Source organism: Pseudomonas sp. TH15 (assembly GCF_016651105.1).
Lineage (GTDB): Bacteria > Pseudomonadota > Gammaproteobacteria > Pseudomonadales > Pseudomonadaceae > Aquipseudomonas.
The window spans coordinates 1968030-1984634 of record NZ_JAEKEL010000001.1 but is presented as its reverse complement, the minus strand read 5'-3'; the positions used below and the strand labels follow the sequence as shown (position 1 = coordinate 1984634).

The 16605-nt window shown below is 61.1% G+C and carries 11 protein-coding genes and 1 pseudogene; 3 read left to right on the top strand and 9 right to left on the bottom strand.

The features are described 5' to 3' along the window. The first annotated feature begins 107 nt into the window (after positions 1 to 107). Positions 108 to 2633, top strand: a complete 2526-nt coding sequence (locus tag JFT87_RS08860; RefSeq protein WP_201200508.1) for a PepSY domain-containing protein — start codon at positions 108 to 110, stop codon at positions 2631 to 2633. A 130-nt stretch (positions 2634 to 2763) separates the two neighbouring features. On the opposite strand, the gene JFT87_RS08855 is transcribed toward JFT87_RS08860, so the two are convergent. The 4 genes from JFT87_RS08855 to ptsP form a co-directional block, all read right to left on the bottom strand. Continuing rightward, complete coding sequence (locus JFT87_RS08855) at positions 2764 to 4305, bottom strand: alkaline phosphatase D family protein (RefSeq protein WP_201200503.1); 1542 nt, start codon at positions 4303 to 4305, stop codon at positions 2764 to 2766. Positions 4306 to 4472: 167 nt separating this feature from the next. Further along, the gene (locus tag JFT87_RS08850; RefSeq protein ID WP_201200501.1) at positions 4473 to 6212 is read right to left on the bottom strand and encodes a PTS fructose-like transporter subunit IIB; all 1740 of its coding nucleotides are present in this window, start codon (positions 6210 to 6212) and stop codon (positions 4473 to 4475) included. Between the two features lie 11 nt (positions 6213 to 6223). Then, on the bottom strand, positions 6224 to 7165 hold the full coding sequence (pfkB, locus tag JFT87_RS08845; protein WP_201200499.1) for a 1-phosphofructokinase: 942 nt from the start codon (positions 7163 to 7165) through the stop codon (positions 6224 to 6226). Continuing rightward, positions 7165 to 10026 carry a phosphoenolpyruvate--protein phosphotransferase gene (ptsP, locus tag JFT87_RS08840; RefSeq protein ID WP_201200497.1) on the bottom strand — a complete coding sequence of 954 codons (2862 nt, stop codon included), beginning with the start codon at positions 10024 to 10026 and terminating at the stop codon, positions 7165 to 7167. The genes pfkB and ptsP overlap by 1 nt, the downstream gene beginning before the upstream one ends. Positions 10027 to 10317: 291 nt before the next feature. On the opposite strand from ptsP, the gene cra reads away from it, so the two are divergent. Continuing rightward, positions 10318 to 11313, top strand: a complete 996-nt coding sequence (gene cra / locus JFT87_RS08835) for a catabolite repressor/activator (RefSeq protein ID WP_201200495.1) — start codon at positions 10318 to 10320, stop codon at positions 11311 to 11313. A gap of 3 nt (positions 11314 to 11316) precedes the next feature. Further along, positions 11317 to 12093, top strand: coding sequence for a TatD family hydrolase (locus tag JFT87_RS08830; protein WP_201200493.1), 777 nt, complete (start codon positions 11317 to 11319; stop codon positions 12091 to 12093). A gap of 174 nt (positions 12094 to 12267) precedes the next feature. On the opposite strand, the gene JFT87_RS08825 is transcribed toward JFT87_RS08830, so the two are convergent. The 5 genes and pseudogenes from JFT87_RS08825 to ampD form a co-directional block, all read right to left on the bottom strand. Continuing rightward, a complete protein-coding gene (locus tag JFT87_RS08825) occupies positions 12268 to 12657 on the bottom strand; it encodes a hypothetical protein (protein WP_201200491.1) in 390 nt (129 codons plus the stop codon). 261 nt (positions 12658 to 12918) lie between these two features. Next, positions 12919 to 13623 carry a methyl-accepting chemotaxis protein gene (locus tag JFT87_RS28800; protein ID WP_446739729.1) on the bottom strand — a complete coding sequence of 235 codons (705 nt, stop codon included), beginning with the start codon at positions 13621 to 13623 and terminating at the stop codon, positions 12919 to 12921. 153 nt (positions 13624 to 13776) lie between these two features. Further along, positions 13777 to 13980 (bottom strand): annotated as a pseudogene (locus tag JFT87_RS28795) (HAMP domain-containing protein); the annotation flags it as partial. 1164 nt (positions 13981 to 15144) lie between these two features. Further along, a complete protein-coding gene (gene ampE, locus JFT87_RS08815) occupies positions 15145 to 15984 on the bottom strand; it encodes a regulatory signaling modulator protein AmpE (protein WP_201200487.1) in 840 nt (279 codons plus the stop codon). Then, positions 15981 to 16541 carry a 1,6-anhydro-N-acetylmuramyl-L-alanine amidase AmpD gene (gene ampD, locus JFT87_RS08810; protein WP_201200486.1) on the bottom strand — a complete coding sequence of 187 codons (561 nt, stop codon included), beginning with the start codon at positions 16539 to 16541 and terminating at the stop codon, positions 15981 to 15983. The genes ampE and ampD overlap by 4 nt, the downstream gene beginning before the upstream one ends. Positions 16542 to 16605: the final 64 nt, after the last annotated feature.

Sequence of the window (16605 nt, the reverse complement as noted above, 5' to 3'; positions counted from 1 at the left end):
TTCATCCAGGTGAACGGGGCTTTTGTGCGTAATAAAGAATGTTTCTCGACAACCCACGGCATAATGCGCGCCGTGATGATTACTTTCGAACGAACAAGGCGAGCGACGTGTTGAAGAAAACCCTGTTCCAGTTGCACTGGTTTTTTGGCATCAGCGCCGGGCTGATCCTGGCCTTGATGGGCATCACCGGAGCAACGGTGTCGTTTCAGGATGAAATCCTGCGGGCGTTGAATCCCTCTGTGCTGCAGGTCGAGAAACAGGTCGCCGGCGTCCTCCCGCCCGCCGAACTGGTCGAGCGCATCGAAGCCGCATCCGGCAAAAAAGTCTCGATGCTCTGGGTCGAGACCGACAGCGGCAACGCTGCGCGGGTGATCTTCACGGCGCCGCCGGGCGAGCGTCGCGGCGAGATGCGTTATTTCGACCCGTACACCGCCGAGTTCACGGGCGACGTCACCGGCCAGGACTTCTTCGGCCTGATGCTGCAATTGCACCGCTTCCTTGCGATGGGCGATACCGGGCGGCAAATCACTGGCGCGTGCACATTGATCCTGGTGTTTTTCTGCCTCTCAGGCCTGTACCTGCGCTGGCCGCGCCAATGGAAGAACTGGCGAGCCTGGCTGACCCTGGACTGGAAGAAAAAGGGCCGCAGCTTCAACTGGGACTTGCACTCGGTGGCGGGCACCTGGTGCCTGGTGTTTTACCTCTTGGCCGCGCTGACCGGGTTGTCCTGGTCTTACGAGTGGTACAACCAAGGTCTGACCAAACTGCTGTCCGACGCACCGCAAAACGAGCGGGTTCGCAACCGCGGGCCGGCGCCGAGCGGGCCGGCGCCGACTGCCGATTACGCCGCGATGTGGAGCAGCATCTACAGCGCCGCCGGCCCGCACTTGTCTGCCTACAACATCCGCATGCCGCCGGTGGCTGGCCAACCGGCCACGGTGTTCTACCTGTTGAATACCTCGCCCCATGACCGCGCGCTGAACCAGATCACCCTGGATCCGGCGACCGGGATCACCAAACGTCATGATCGCTACAGTGACAAGAGCCTCAAGGCGCAATTGCTGACCAGCATTTATGCGCTGCACACGGGCAGTTACTTCGGCATTGTCGGGCGGATCATCCTGACGATCACCGCGCTGACCATGCCGCTGTTTTTCGTCACGGGCTGGTTGCTGTACCTGGATCGTCGACGCAAAAAGCGTCAGATCAAGGACGCGCGCAAAGGCCTGGTGCAACCGGGCGGCGACGCACCTGCCTGGCTGATCGGCTTCGCCAGTCAGAGCGGGTTTGCCGAGCAATTGGCTTGGCAGACTGCCGGGCAATTGCAGGCCGCAGGCTTGCCGGTGAAGGTGCAGCCGCTGGCGAATGTCAGCGAACAGGATCTGCGTGATTCGAGCAATGCACTGTTCGTGGTCAGCACTTTCGGCGACGGCGAAGCACCGGACAGCGCCCGTGGTTTTGAGCGCAAAGTGCTGGGTCGGGCGTTGAGCCTTGAGAGTTTGAACTACGCGGTGCTTGGTCTCGGTGATCGACAGTATCAGCACTTCTGCGGCTTCGCCCGGCGCTTGCACACCTGGCTCGGCGAACACGGCGGCAAGACCCTGTTTGCCCCGGTGGAAGTCGACAGCGGCGACCCCTACGCCTTGCGTCACTGGCAGCAGCAACTTGGCCTGCTGACCGGACAGGCGCCTGTGGATACCTGGCAAGCGCCCAGCTACGACAACTGGACGCTGGCCCGGCGCGAACTGCTCAACCCGGACAGCTGCGGCTCGCCGGTGTACTTGGTGGGTCTGATTGCCCCAAGCACCAGCAGTTGGCTGGCCGGTGATCTGGTGGAAGTCATGCCGCGCAATTGCACGTGGGCGATCGAGCATTTCCTCGATGGCTTGGGGATTGATGGCCGGGCCAGTGTAGAACTCGACGGCCTCTCGCAACCGCTGGATCAAGCCCTCGCCAGTCGACAACTGCCCGAAAACCGGGCACATCTGGTTGGTCTGCACGCCCAGGCATTGGTGCAGGCGTTGGTGCCGTTGGCGATGCGTGAATACTCGATTGCTTCGATTGCCGCCGACGGCGTGCTGGAACTGATCGTGCGTCAGGAACTTCATCCCGACGGCAGTCTCGGCATCGGCTCCGGCTGGCTGACCGAACACGCCCCAGTGGGCGGCAGCATCAGTTTGCGGGTACGGCGCAACAGCGGTTTCCACCTGCCGAACGAACCGGTGCCGATGATCCTGCTGGGCAACGGCACGGGCCTCGCCGGGCTGCGCAGTTTGCTCAAGGCGCGGATTGCCGATGGGCAGCAACGGCATTGGCTGTTGTTTGGCGAGCGCAATCGCGAGCACGACTTCCTGTGTCGCGATGAGCTGGAAGGTTGGCTGATTGAAGGTGACCTGGAGCGGCTGGACCTAGTGTTTTCACGGGATCAGGCCGAGAAAATCTACGTCCAGGATCGCCTGCGCGAATCCGCCGCCGAGCTGAAAAAATGGCTGGCCGACGGCGCCGTGATCTACATCTGCGGCAGCTTGCAAGGCATGGCTTCGGGCGTGGATCACGTGCTCAACCAAGTGCTGGGGATCGAAGAAGTCGATCGATTGATCGAACAAGGCCGCTACCGCCGCGACGTTTACTGAAAACACACCCTCCCTGTGGGAGCGGGGTTGCTCGCGAAAGCGGTCTGACAGCCAACATCTCTGTTGAATGTTGAGCCGTCATCGCGAGCAAGCCCGCTCCCACAGTTGATCTACGCCCTGCCTGAAAGTATCAAACCGGCGCCAGCTTCTGCTCAAACACACTCACCCCATCCAAATCCCGCAACACCACACTCATCTCCCCGCTCTGCCCATCAATATTCACCTCGCCAAAAAACTGAAACCCGGCAAATGGCGAGGTGTTCTGCGCCGGTGGTGCTTTCTCGAACACCACTTGCGGCCCAAAGGTTTTATCCAGCGGATTAGGCCCGAAGCTCCCGGCATTCAACGGCCCGGCGACAAACTCCCAAAACGGCTCAAAATCCTGAAACGCCGCACGCTCCGGGTGATAGTGATGCGCAGCGCAGTAATGCACATCCGCAGTCAGGAAGACGAAATTGCGCACTTGCTGGGCGCGCAGAAAACCGAGCAACTCGGCGATTTCCAGCTCGCGGCCCTGAGCCGGTCCCGGGTCACCATTGGCCACCGCTTCCCAACGGGCGACACCTGGGCTGACTTCACCATCGGGCACACCGAGACCAATCGGCATGTCGGCCGCGATCACTTTCCATTGCGCGTTTGAAGCTTTCAACGAGGCCTTCAACCAGTCCAGTTGCTCGCGGCCGAGGAACGGCTTCTCCCCGCCCAGGTTGTCATCATTCGCCCCACGATAACTGCGCATGTCGAGCACGAACACATCAAGCATCGGCCCGTAACTGAGCTTGCGATAAATCCGTCCGCCGTTGTCGGCGGCTTGCAAACGCATCGGCGCGTATTCGAGCCAGGCCTGCCGCGCGCGGCCGACCAGGCTGTGGATATCTTTGCTCTTGTAGCGGTCGTCCAACTGCTTGCCCGGCGACCAGTTGTTGACCACCTCATGGTCGTCCCACTGCCAGATCTGCGGCACTTCAGCGTTGAAGCGGCGGATGTTTTCGTCCATCAGGTTGTAGCGATAGTTGCCGCGATATTCGTCGAGGGTTTCGGCGACTTTGCTCTTGGCTTCGCTGGTGATGTTGCGCCACACCCGACCACTTTCAGTAACAAGCTGTGCCGGCACCGGGCCGTCGGCGTAGATGGTGTCGCCGCTGTGGATAAAGAAGTCCGGCAGGCGCAGGCGCATGGCTTCGTAGATGCGCATGCCACCGATGTCCGGGTTGATGCCGAAGCCCTGGCCGACGGTGTCGCCGCTCCAGACAAAACGAATGTCGCGACGGGCCGTCGGCACGCTGCGCAAGTGGCCGAACCAGGGTTCACTGGCGGCACCACTTTGGGCGTCTTCGAAGTGCACTCGATAGAAAATCGCCTGGTCGGCTGGCAGCCCATTGAGTTCAACTCGAGCGGTGAAATCGGTGCGGGCGTCTGCCAGTGGCGAGACAAAACGACGCGGGTTGGTGAACAGGCTGCGGGTGTCCCATTCCACCACCATCCGCGCCGGACGGTCGCTGCGACTCCAGACCATCGCTCGGTCGCCCAGTAGATCGCCGGACTGCACGCCGTCGGTGAGTTGCGGCCGATCCTGGACCGAGGCAATCACCGCCGGGGCCAGGCCCGGCAGCAACAAACCAGCGCCGACCGCTTGCATGACACGACGGCGACCGAGGTTGAATTCGCTCATGGTGTTCTCCCTGTAAAAGGGAAACTAAAGCATGTGCGCATGACGCCCGTGTGAAACGCGATCCCCTGTGGGAGCGAGCTTGCTCGCGATAGCGGCGTGTCAGACAACATCAATGCTGAATGTTAAACCGTCATCGCGAGCAAGCTCGCTCCCACAGGGGCTGGGTGTCAGGCCTTGGCTGGTTCCAGAGCCAACTCCACCACTTCCGGTCGCTTGAGCACCGCGTACGCCACCGCAGTCAGCAAACTCCCCGCCACAATCGCCAGCAAATAAAGCAGCGCATGGTTGATCGCATTCGGGATCATCAGCACGAACAACCCGCCGTGCGGTGCCATCAACTTGCAGCCGAAGTACATCGACAACGCACCGGTCAGCGCGCCGCCAGCAATGCTCGCCGGAATCACCCGCAACGGGTCTTTGGCGGCAAACGGAATCGCGCCTTCAGAGATAAAGCACAGCCCCAACACCAACGCCGCTTTACCGGCCTCGCGCTCGGTCTGGGCAAATTTTCGCCGGGCAATAAACGTCGCAATCCCAAGACCAATCGGCGGCACCATACCGGCGGCCATGGTCGCGGCCATCGGTGCATAACTCTGCGACGCCAACAGCCCGACCGAGAACGCGTAAGCAGCCTTGTTGATCGGTCCGCCGAGGTCGACGCACATCATGCCGCCGAGCAACACACCGAGCAGAATCGCGTTGGTGGTTCCCATGCTGTCGAGGAAATGCGTCAACGCTTCGAGCATCCCCGCCACCGGTTTGCCGACCACGTAGATCATCACCAGACCGGTGAACAGACTCGCCAGCAAAGGGATGATCAGGATCGGTTTCAGCGCTTCAAGGCTCTGCGGCAACCGCGCATAACGATTGATCGCCTGGGCCGCGTAACCGGCGATGAAACCGGCAACAATCCCGCCGATAAAACCGGCGCCCAAGGTACTCGCGAGCAAGCCACCAATCATCCCCGGCGCCAGGCCCGGACGGTCGGCAATGGAGTAAGCGATGTAGCCCGCCAGCAACGGCACCATCAACTTGAACGCAGTCTCGCCGCCGATCTGCATCAGCGCGGCCGCCAGCGTGCCCGGTTCCTTGAACGCGGTGATGCCGAACACAAACGACAGCGCGATCATCAACCCGCCCGCCACCACCATCGGCAGCATGAACGACACACCGGTCAGCAGGTGTTTGTAGACGCCGGTCTTCTCTTGCTTGGCCGGGCCTTTGGCGCCGCTCGAAGCGGTTTCCTGCTTGCCTTCGGCCAGGGCTTTGTTGAGCGTGGCTTCGGCTTGTTTCAACGCGATGCCAGTGCCACAACGGTAAATCTTCTTGCCGGCGAAACGCTCGGTGGCGACTTCGATATCGCAAGCCAGCAGCACCACGTCAGCATCGGCAATCGCTGCGGCACTCAGCGGATTGCGCGCGCCGACCGAGCCCTGGGTTTCCACTTGCAGGTCGTAGCCCAGACGCTTGGCCGCTTGCTGCAAGGCTTCGGCAGCCATGAAGGTGTGGGCAACACCGGTCGGGCACGCGGTGATCGCGACCAGGCGCGGAGCGTTTTTAGCGGCCACGACAGGCTCGGCGACTGCTTCAGCGGCGACGTAAATCTCGGCCTCTTCCGCGCCACGGCGCAGCACGACTTCAACGTCTTGCAGGGCCTGGGCCGGGGTGCTGCGGAATACGCGTTTGCCGACGAATCGGGCCATGTCCACTGGCGCGCTGGTCACCAGCAGCACCCATTCGGCGGACTCAATGGTGGCCGCCGACAACTGGCGTTCCGGATGTGCCGCGTCGTTCACTTCGACGCAGGTGCTCCAGCCCTGACGCTGGGCGGCGGCGTCAAGCAACCGCGCGCACAGCACACTGGTGACCATACCGTTCGGGCAGGCCGTAACAATGGCTAACTTCATGACAACCCCTCTTATTGTTCTGTCAGGAGGCGCACGCGCACGCCCTGTTCGAGCTGCGCCAATTGCGCGGCATCACTGATGCCGAAACCGATCTGCGTGACGGCCATCGCGGCAATCGCCGTGGCGGTGCGCAGGGTCTGTTCAGGCGTGTCGGCACTGAGCAAACCGTGAAGCATGCCGGCCAGCAACGAATCGCCCGCACCCACCGTGCTGGCCACACTGACCTTGGGCGGCGTGGCATGCATCGCCGCGCCGACACTGAACCAGTTCACCCCTTCGGCGCCGTGGGAAATCACCACATGCTCGATACCTTGAGCGTGCAAGCGGCTCGCGGCTTTGGCTTGTGCAGCTACGCAAATCACTTCGCAACCGAGCGCATCCGCAAGCTCTTCGGTGTTGGGTTTGATCAGCCATGGACCGGCCGCCAGCCCTGCACGCAATGCTTCACCGCTGGTGTCCAGCGCCACGTTCAAACCGAGGTTTTTCAAGCGAGCGATCAACGCCTGCAACCATTGCGGGCTAACGCCTCGCGGCAGGCTACCGGCGACGACAACGGCATCATGCCCCGGCGCGATCTGATCCAGTCGGTCCAGCAACGCTTGCTGCGCCGCTTCACTGACTTGCGGGCCTGGGCCGTTGATATCGGTGATGCGCCCGTCGCTTTCCGCCAGTTTGATGTTGCTGCGAGTCTCTCCTGGCACGCGAATGAACGCGTCGACAAAACCGCGTTTGACGAACAGGGTTTCAAACGCCTGAAGATTGTCTTCACCGAGAAAACCGCTGACCGTCAGTTGATGCCCGAGATCGGCCAGCACCTGGGCCACGTTCACGCCTTTGCCAGCGGCGTGGGTGTGCATCTCGTCACTGCGGTTGACCTGACCGGGTTCCAACCGTGGCAACTGGACGGTCAGGTCCAGCGCCGGGTTGAGGGTCAGGGTTAAAATCTTGGCCATTACAGGGCCTCCACTAATGCGCGCACTTCATTGGCGCTGCCCACGATCAGGGCCTGTTGAGCGAGCGTTTGAGTCTGGGCCAGGCTGAGTTCGCGGATACGCGCCTTGACCTCGGCGATGCTGCGGCCGGAGACGCTGAGTTCGTCCACACCGAGGCCGACCAGCACCGGTACCGCCAGCGGGTCCGCCGCCAGTTCGCCACAGACGCCAACCCACTTGCCATGGGCATGGGCCGCGCGCACGGTGATGTCGATCAGTTGCAGCACCGCCGGGTGCAAGCCGTCCGCCTGGGCCGACAAGGTCGGATGCCCCCGGTCGATGGCCAGGGTGTATTGCGTCAGGTCGTTGGTGCCGACACTGAAGAAGTCGACTTCCTTGGCCAGAACCGGCGCCAGCAATGCTGCCGACGGCACTTCGATCATGATCCCCAGTTGCAGGTCTGCCACCGGGATTTCCAGACGCAGGCGCTCGGTCATGTCCCGGGCCTGACGCCACTCATCAACGCTGCCGACCATCGGGAACATGATCCGCAATGGACGGTTGTCCGCCGCACGCAGCAACGCGCGCAACTGCGCTTCCATGATGTGCGGACGTTGCAAGGTCAGGCGAATGCCGCGCACACCGAGGAACGGGTTTTCTTCCTTGGCGATCGGCCAATACGGCAGCGGTTTGTCGCCGCCGACATCAAGGGTACGCACCACCAGCGGACGACCGGCGAGGCCATCGAGGACGCGACGGTATTCAACTTCCTGAGTAGCTTCGTCCGGTGCTTGCGAGTGCGCCATGAAAATCAGTTCGGTACGCAGCAGGCCGATGCCTTCGGCGCCCTGCTCTACCGCACTGGTCACACCGGCGCTTTCGCCGATGTTGGCGAACACTTCGACTGCATGACCGTCGGTGGTCAGCGCCGGTTGGTGGCGTTGTTCGGCCGCCGCTTTTAATCGCTGCTCGCGGGTGTCGCGTTCTTCAGTGGCACGCTGCAAGGTTGCGGCATCGGCGTCGACATGCAGGCGACCGCGTTGCCCATCAATCAGCAACGGCGTGCCCGGTGCCAGCAGCAACACTGCGGCACCGGCGCCGACCAGCGCCGGAATCCCAAGGGCGCGGGCGACGATGGCGCTGTGGGCGGTGGCGCCGCCACGGGCAGTGAGAATGCCGGCCACCCGCGCTGGATCGAGACGGGCGACGTCGGATGGACCGACCTCGTCCATCACCAGAATGTACGGTTGCTCCGGTTCGCTCGGGGTTTCAATGCCGCAAAGTTGCGACAGCACCCGGCGACCGATATCGCGCAAGTCAGCAGCGCGCTCGGCGAGCAAGGCGTCTTGCAGCGATTCCTGTTGTTTAGCGGCGGCTTCGATCACCGCCATCCACGCCGCTTCGGCGCTTTCGCCTTGCTTGAGGCGCGTGTCGACTTCATCGGTCAATTCCGGGTCGTCGAGCATCTCTTGGTGGGTGATGAAAATCTCGCGAATGGCTTTGGATTTGCTGCGTTCGATCAAGCCTTCGATGTCGCGACGGACATCGGTCAGCGCTTGCTTGAGACGCTCGCGCTCGACGGCGGCGGATTCACCGCGCAGCGGATAATCGATGGCTTGCAGTACTTGAATGTGCGCCGGGCCGATGGCGATTCCCGGCGCGGCGGCGATGGCCTGGACCAAGCTGCCGGACTTTGGCGCGAGCAACACTTCGGCGACATCGGCAAACACTTCGCGCTGCTGACTGACGGCTGGCAACGGCTCGACTTCTTCACCGAGACCTTCTTCGATGGCTGCCAGCAACGCCGGCAAGGCATCGGCGGCGATGCTCGGTTCGGCGATGAACTCCAGCACCTGACCGCGACGGGCGCCAAGGCTGAGCAGCTTGCTCAAGCTCTTCACCGACACGGCGCTGTCCTGGCCATCGACGATGCGCACACGAATTTCGCCTTCAAAACTTTTCGCCAGTTGCGCGAGGATCTTCGCCGGGCGCGCATGCAAACCGTGGGCGTTGGCCAGGGCAATGCGCGCGCTCGGCCAGTCGGCAGGCACTTCACCGCCCAGTACTTCGAGGACTTTGCGACTGCTGGTGGCGCGGCCCAATTCGTGGCCACGGCCTTCAATCAGCAACGCACACAGGCGTTCGAGCAAGGCCTGATGCGCTTCGCCGAGGCTGGCCAGGCAGAACAGACCGCTCAACGGCTGACCTAGGTAGCGCATCGGTTTGTCCGGCGTGACGAAGGCCAGCCCCGGACGCTTCACGGTTTGCTCGCTGTGCAGCCACCACAGGCCATCGCCCAACGGCAGCGCGTCGACTTGTTGCAGCACGGCGGAGAAACCGTTGCTCACGCAATCGGCCTGACGCAGCAAACGCGCGCCGCGCCAGACCAGTTCTTCGAAGTCATCGGCGGACACACCGAGGCCGATCATCTGGGCATCCAGCGCCAATTCTTGCGGCGCGCCTTGCAGCAGTTTCAGCAGCGCTTCGGCGGAACTGGCGCGACGCAGGGCCTGGCCCAGATCGGTCTCGCCGAGGGCACGGGTCAGCAGTTGCAGCAGACGCAGGTGTTCATCGGATTTGGCAGCGATACCAATCGCCAGGTAGACAATGTGGCCATCGCCCCAGTCCACGCCCTCAGGAAATTGCATCAGCCGCACGCCAGTGGAAAACACCTGATCGCGGGTTTCCGGAGTACCGTGGGGGATGGCAATACCTTGACCGAGAAAGGTCGAGCCCTGGGCTTCACGCGCCTGCAAACCGGCGAGATAACCCTCGGCGACCAAGCCATCGGCGACCAGATGTTGGGCCAGCAGGTGCAACGCGGCTGACTTATCCACAGCCGACTGGCCCATGGATATCTGCTCTATGGTGAGCTCGAGCATGCTTTCTCCTTTTTGGCGCCCTTGGGGTGCCAGGTATTGTTTTGAATGTTTCAGCTTAGGCGCTTGATCATGACTTTTGGCAGTTTCGCGGCAGAACCGGCCAAAGGCACCTATAACGTAGAAAATACGCTTGCTGAAACGTTTAATCTAGAAAGTTTGGCACGTTACTCGATAATGTCTCATCCTTGAAGTCCAACTTGTCGGATGCGCTGCGACAATGGTTGCCTGCCTGAATCAGGTAGGATTGGCGAAAATGTCGGGGCAAGCTCGAAAAAACAAGGAAATCCCGAGTTGAAACTCAGTGATATCGCACAGTTGGCCGGTGTGTCCGTAACCACCGCCAGTTATGTCATCAATGGCAAAGCCGCACAGCAACGCATCAGCAGCGCTACCGTCGAGCGTGTGCGTGCCGTGGTTGAGCAACATGGCTTTACACCCAACCCTCAAGCCGCCGGGCTGCGCAGTCGGCATACCCGCACCTTGGGGTTCATCCTGCCGGACCTGGAAAACCCCAGTTACGCGCGGATCGCCAAACTCCTGGAGCAAGGCGCCCGGGCGCGCGGCTATCAGTTGCTGATCGCCAGCTCCGATGATGCACCGGACAGCGAACGGCAACTGCTGAAACTGTTCCGGGCCCGGCGTTGCGACGCCTTGATCGTCGCCAGTTGCCTGCCGACCGATGATGACAGCTATCGCCAGTTGCAGGCCAAAGGCATTCCAATCATCGCCATCGACCGGGTTATGGAACCCGAGCATTTCTGCTCGGTGATCAGTGACGACCGCGAGGCCAGCCTGCAACTGACCCGCAGCCTGCTCGACCCATTGCCCAAGCAAATCGCCCTGATCGGCGCCCGTCCCGAGCTGAGCATCAGCCAGGAGCGGACGGCGGGCTTCAAAGAGGCGCTGGCCGGGTTCAAAGGCGAAATCCTGATCGAACAGGGCGAGTCGTTCAGCCGCGAGTGCGGCAAGCAACTGATGGAAGAATTACTCCAGCGTCTGGGGCATTTGCCGGATGCGCTGGTGACCACGTCCTACGTGCTGCTTCAAGGCGTGTTCGACGCGTTGCACGACTTCCCGCTGAAAACCCGGCCGCTGCGTCTCGGCACGTTCGGCGACACGCAGTTGCTGGATTTCCTGCCGTTGCCGGTCAACGCCATGGCCCAGCAGCATCAGTTGATCGCCGACAAAGCCCTGGAGCTGGCCCTGGCCGCCATCGAACAGTCGGACTACCAACCCGGCGTGCTCGCCATTGCGCGGACGTTCAAGCAGCGCATTCGCCAGGACTGAACCGTGGAGCTGATCGACAGCCACACTCATCTGGATTTTCCGGACTTCGACGCCGATCGCACGGCGTTGTTGGCCGAAAGCCGCGCCCTCGGGGTACGGCGGATGGTGGTGCTGGGGGTTTACCAGGGTAATTGGCAGCGGGTCTGGGACCTGGTTTTGAGTGATCCTGATCTGCATGCAGCGTTCGGCTTGCATCCGGTGTATCTGGATGACCATCGTCCTGAGGACCTGACGGTTCTCGGCGAATGGCTGACTCGGCTGGCCGGTCATCGGCAGTTGTGCGCCGTGGGCGAAATCGGTCTGGACTACTTCATCGAAACCCTTGATCGCGAGCGCCAGCAGGCGTTGTTCGATGCGCAGCTGCAACTGGCGGTGGATTTCAATCTGCCGGCGCTGATTCATGTGCGGCGCAGTCATGCCGCGGTGATAGCTACCCTCAAACGCTTTCGTTTGAAACGCGCAGGCATCATCCACGCCTTCGCCGGCAGCAAGGAAGAGGCGCGGGAATACATCAAGCTTGGTTTCAAACTGGGCCTCGGTGGCGCCGCGACCTGGCCTCAGGCCTTGCGCATGCATCGGGTGCTGGCCGAGTTGCCACTGGACTCGGTGGTACTGGAAACCGACTCCCCGGACATGGCACCTGTCATGTTCCCCGGCCAACGCAACAGCCCGGCGCACTTGCCGGCGATCTGCTCGGCACTGGCCGAGCTGATGAGTCTTTCCCCGCAACAACTTGCCGCCGCCAGCACGGCCAACAGTTGTGAAGTATTTGGCTGGTAACCGACCGAGCGAATGCATCCTCCTGCAGGAGCCGCGGCCCGCGGCGATCTTTTGATCCTGCCTTTGAAGCAAGATCAAAAGATCGCAGCCTCGTTTCACTCGACAGCTCCTACTGCTCCTACCGCTCCTACAGTTAGCCATCAATGATCATCAGGTCGCGGTCAGTCGGAATTTTTAGTCGGCGTGAGCCTTGGCGGCTTCGAGAAGCAGAGTCAGGTGCTGACGTTGGCGCGCATAACGCACCACCACGAAGTACACGAAGATCGTGATCAGTGAAGCATTCAGTTGTTCGGTGACGCTGAGCAGCCCCACCCACTCCATCACCAACGCCACCAGCAGCGCGGTACACACTGTCACCGAGGCAGTGAAGCGCAACAACGCCAGTGAATCGAGCGATTTGAAGCGCTTGATCTGTTGCGGGCAGCGTAGCTCCAGAGCTTTTTGACAATGCTCGCAACTGAACGCCTCGTTGATCGAGATAGCATTGAGCTGCCAGGGTTTGAGGGCCAGAGTGGTCTGGCAATGGGCACAGCGGCCCTGGACTCCCAGGGTTGCAACAGACATGTGCAGTCTCCTCCAAAACGGTCTGACACGGATTCTGGTTGATTGAAGGCGAAAATCCAGCGGACTGAGGAAAACAGGATTTCACCTACAGAAGCCAGCCAAAAAGTACTACAAGCAATTCAGACATAAACCCGAGTCTTGTCCCTGCAAACTGGCAACTGGCAACTGGCAATGTAGGAGCTGCGGCACGCTGCGATCTTTTGATCTTTAAAAACAACATCAAAAGACCGCAGCGTACCGCAGCTCCTACGGGGGTGTTGATTAGACCCGGAACGCGCAGATCAACTGTTTCAACTCCACCACCTGCGCCGACAATGCGCGGCTGGCATTTTCGGTCTGGTGCGCACCTTCGGCGGTACGCTCGCCGGCACGGTTGATCTCGACGATGTTCTGGTCGATGTCATGGGCCACGGCGGTTTGTTGCTCCACGGCAGCGGCGATCTGCTGGTTCTGGTCGACGATCATACCCACGGCGCCGAGGATGTTTTTCAGTGCTTGCTGGACCTTTTCCGACTGCCCCACGGTGCCGTTAGCCATTTGATGGCTGACGCCCATGGCTTTCACCGCCGCACCGACACCGCCATGGAGCTTGGCGATCATCTGCTCGATTTCTTCGGTCGATTGCTGGGTGCGTTTGGCCAAGGTCCGGACTTCATCCGCCACCACCGCGAAACCACGGCCCTGCTCCCCCGCCCGCGCGGCTTCGATGGCGGCGTTCAGCGCCAGCAGGTTGGTCTGCTCGGCAATGCTTTTGATCACATCCAGCACGCGGCTGATGGACTGGCTGTCGCTGGCCAGTTGATTGATCACCATCACCGACTGATCGATCTCGCCAGCCAGTGCCGCAATGCTGCCCTGCTGGGACTCCACCAGCCCACGACCGTTGAGGGTCTCGTCATTGACGCTGTGGGCGCTGCTGACTGCCGCCGCCGCGCTGCGTGCCACTTCCAGCGATGTGGCTGACATCTGGTTCATGGCAGTGGCGACCTGTTCGATCTGCGTCCGCTGCCCGGCCACGGCCTGATTGCTCTGGGCGGAAACGCTTTCCACTTGCCCGGCCTGGCGCTCGACTTCGCTGACGGTCTGGCCGACCCGCTCGATCAAGTCGTGGATTTTCTTCACCGTCCCGTTGAACACCTCGCCCAACTCACCCAACTCATCGCGGCTGTGGGCGCTGAACGTCACGGTCATGTCGCCGGCCGCCACTTTATCCATCACCGCGCCCAGGCGCTTGAGGGTGGTGCGGGTCGAGGCGTAAAAGCCGCCGTAGAGATAGAAGATCAACACAAACACCACCGACAACGCTACGGCCTGCAAGACCATGTGAGTGCGGTTCTGCTCCAGTCGCTGCTGCAACTGGGTGCCGAGAAACGTCAGGGTGGCTTCATTGAGCTGGTAAGTCTGGTCCATCAGGCCAGTTACCTGATCGTAAAATCCCTGCCACGGTGCATCGAGCGTGTCGGCCACAACCACCTGCGTTTCGAACAGCTCGCCGGCCTTTTTCAGCGAGGCCTTGCTGCTCTCGGCCTGAGCGGCCAGGGTGTCGTGCGCCGCTTGGCTTGCGCCCAACGCATCGTGCAACTTCAACCCGTATTCGGCTTGAAGCTTTTCGATCTGCGCCAGCAACTCGTCGAAACGGGTGCTTGACGCCGAATTGAGAAAGCCCTGCCCCAGCGAAAATGAGCCCATGGCCCGGCCTTCGCCCAGAATCTGCGTCACCGGCGGGGTGACGCTGGTGATGAGTTCACTGAGCTGGCGCATGTCGCTCTGGGTGTCACGACTCAGGCCGGCCTGGCTGGCGATGATCTGGCTGAAAACCTGCGCGTTGCCGAGCAACTTGCCAATCAGCGCACTTTTGCTTTGCAGAGAATTTTCCGCTTGCTGGGCCTTGAACGCGGCGATCATTTCATCGCGTTTGCCATCGAAGACTTTGATCTGTTCCGGGTCGGTGCTCATGGCCACCAGACCTTGCAAGCGAGTCAGAATACTTTGTCCCAGCGCCGTGATCTTCGACTCCACATCACCGGCCTTGCCGGACTGACCGAGGGTGACGTTGATCTGCACCAGGTTGTTCAGGGTTTCCAGATCCCGCCGAAGGGTCAGGCTGCTGCCCAGCAGGTCGAGGCTTTGCAGTTCGACCTGGGTGCCCTGGAATTCGCGATAAGAATCGCGCACCAGATAGAAGTTGGTCACCAGCATCGGCACCAGGAACAGCACGCTGATCAGGCTGAACTTCATGCCGAAGCTCAGACGGTTCATCAGCGCGACAGCGGGATAGAGCAAGCTCTTCACTGTGAAGTCTCCCTTTTGATTTCTTATTTTTATTGGCAGGCGCGCAGCGACAGCAGATAGCCACTATTTGGCGCTATGTCTGTATAGCTCAAATCGAAGGGAGGTTTTGTAACTTAAGGTTAACGACAGCCCGCGAAACACACATCCCTCTGTAGGAAATGCCGCAGGCTGCGATCTTTTGATCCTTCTTTGAAATCAGTGAACCAGAACCGTCCACAACGCAAACCCGGCATACCAGAGCACCGCCGCCCGCAGCAGCAATTCCCAGATGCGATCCAGGCTGTTGATGCCGTCGGGGCCGACCATCGGCGCTGGTATCTCACCGGCCACCAGCCCGACCTTTTCGATCAACTGGGCGGCGCTGATGTTCCAGTTCAGCAACTCGTGCAGCATCACCCGCCCGACCGCAACAAAGTTACCGACCAAGGCAAAACTCGCCGCCAGCAACCGCACGGGCACCCAATCGAAGGCATGGCGCAATTGCGCAGCACGCTCAGCCACCGCCGGGTTCTGGCTATGCTCTTCGGCCAGCGCGAGCAAGCGATAGCTCAGCGCAGCTACCGGGCCCAGCAGGAAGTACCAGAAAATAACCGCGAAAAAGCTTTGGTAGGCCTCCCAAATCAGATGGGCCTGAACCCGCTCCAGCAGTTGCTCGCCATTGTCAGCGCAGATGTCCAGGTCACGCTTGGCCACGTGTGCAGCGGCTTGCAGGTCTTCGCGGCGCCAGGCATCGCGAAACGGTCCGAGACCCGCCAGCAGATCACCACGCCCCAGGCTGTAAATCACCACCAACAGGTGCACCGGCAGCGCCAGCAAGCCATAAGCCAAAGGCTCCAGGACCAGCAACAGCAAACCGAGCAGCGCCACCGGCAACAACACCAACAGCACCAATACCAGCCACGGACGGTCTTTCAGACGCGGGCTGGCCTCAAGCTTGTGCAGCTCGCGGACCCAACCACCATCACGCTGAACCCGATGACGCAGGGCCGAGAACTTCTCGATCCAGACCGCCAACAGCAACACCAGAAAACTCATTGTTGTTCCTCTTTTGCCAGAGCGGCGCGATAGCGTGTCCAGTCGAACGCCGGTCCCGGATCGGTTTTGCGCCCGGGTGCGATGTCGCTATGCCCGCAAATGCGCTGCGCGGTAATGCCGGTGAACGTGTTTTGCAACTGGCGGGTCAGTGTCGTCAACGCCTGATACTGCGCGTCCGTAAAGGGCAGATCATCCGTACCTTCGAGCTCGATGCCCACGGAAAAATCATTACAGACTTCCCGCCCCTCAAAATTCGAGACACCGGCATGCCAGGCACGCTCAAGACAGGAGACAAACTGAGTGACGGTGCCGTCACGCTCGATCAGAAAATGCGCAGACACCCGCAGGTCAGCAATCCCCTCAAAGTAGGGATGCTCCGTGACATCCAGACGATTCTGGAAAAACTCCTGCACCTTGCCGGTGGCGAACTGCGCCGGCGGCAGGCTGATGTTGTGGATCACCAGCAGGGAAATTTCATCCGTGGGGCGCGCATTGAAGTTGGGCGAGGGGCATATGTTTACGCCCTGGCACCAACCGCTCGCGGGGTCCAACTGCATACAGGTTCCTTCAACGACGACCGTGTTGGCGCCCAGTATGCCGCGATAGACCCTCTGCGCGCGA

What these genes read in the sequence shown, in the direction of transcription:
- ampD (WP_201200486.1), bottom strand. Translation starts at nt 16,541, where the DNA reads ATGCAGTTGGACCCCGCGAGCGGTTGGTGCCAGGGCGTAAACATATGC.
- JFT87_RS08850 (WP_201200501.1), bottom strand. Translation starts at nt 6,212, where the DNA reads ATGAAGTTAGCCATTGTTACGGCCTGCCCGAACGGTATGGTCACCAGT.
- JFT87_RS08855 (WP_201200503.1), bottom strand. Translation starts at nt 4,305, where the DNA reads ATGAGCGAATTCAACCTCGGTCGCCGTCGTGTCATGCAAGCGGTCGGC.
- ampE (WP_201200487.1), bottom strand. Translation starts at nt 15,984, where the DNA reads ATGAGTTTTCTGGTGTTGCTGTTGGCGGTCTGGATCGAGAAGTTCTCG.
- JFT87_RS08825 (WP_201200491.1), bottom strand. Translation starts at nt 12,657, where the DNA reads ATGTCTGTTGCAACCCTGGGAGTCCAGGGCCGCTGTGCCCATTGCCAG.
- pfkB (WP_201200499.1), bottom strand. Translation starts at nt 7,165, where the DNA reads ATGGCCAAGATTTTAACCCTGACCCTCAACCCGGCGCTGGACCTGACC.
- JFT87_RS28800 (WP_446739729.1), bottom strand. Translation starts at nt 13,623, where the DNA reads ATGTCAGCCACATCGCTGGAAGTGGCACGCAGCGCGGCGGCGGCAGTC.
- ptsP (WP_201200497.1), bottom strand. Translation starts at nt 10,026, where the DNA reads ATGCTCGAGCTCACCATAGAGCAGATATCCATGGGCCAGTCGGCTGTG.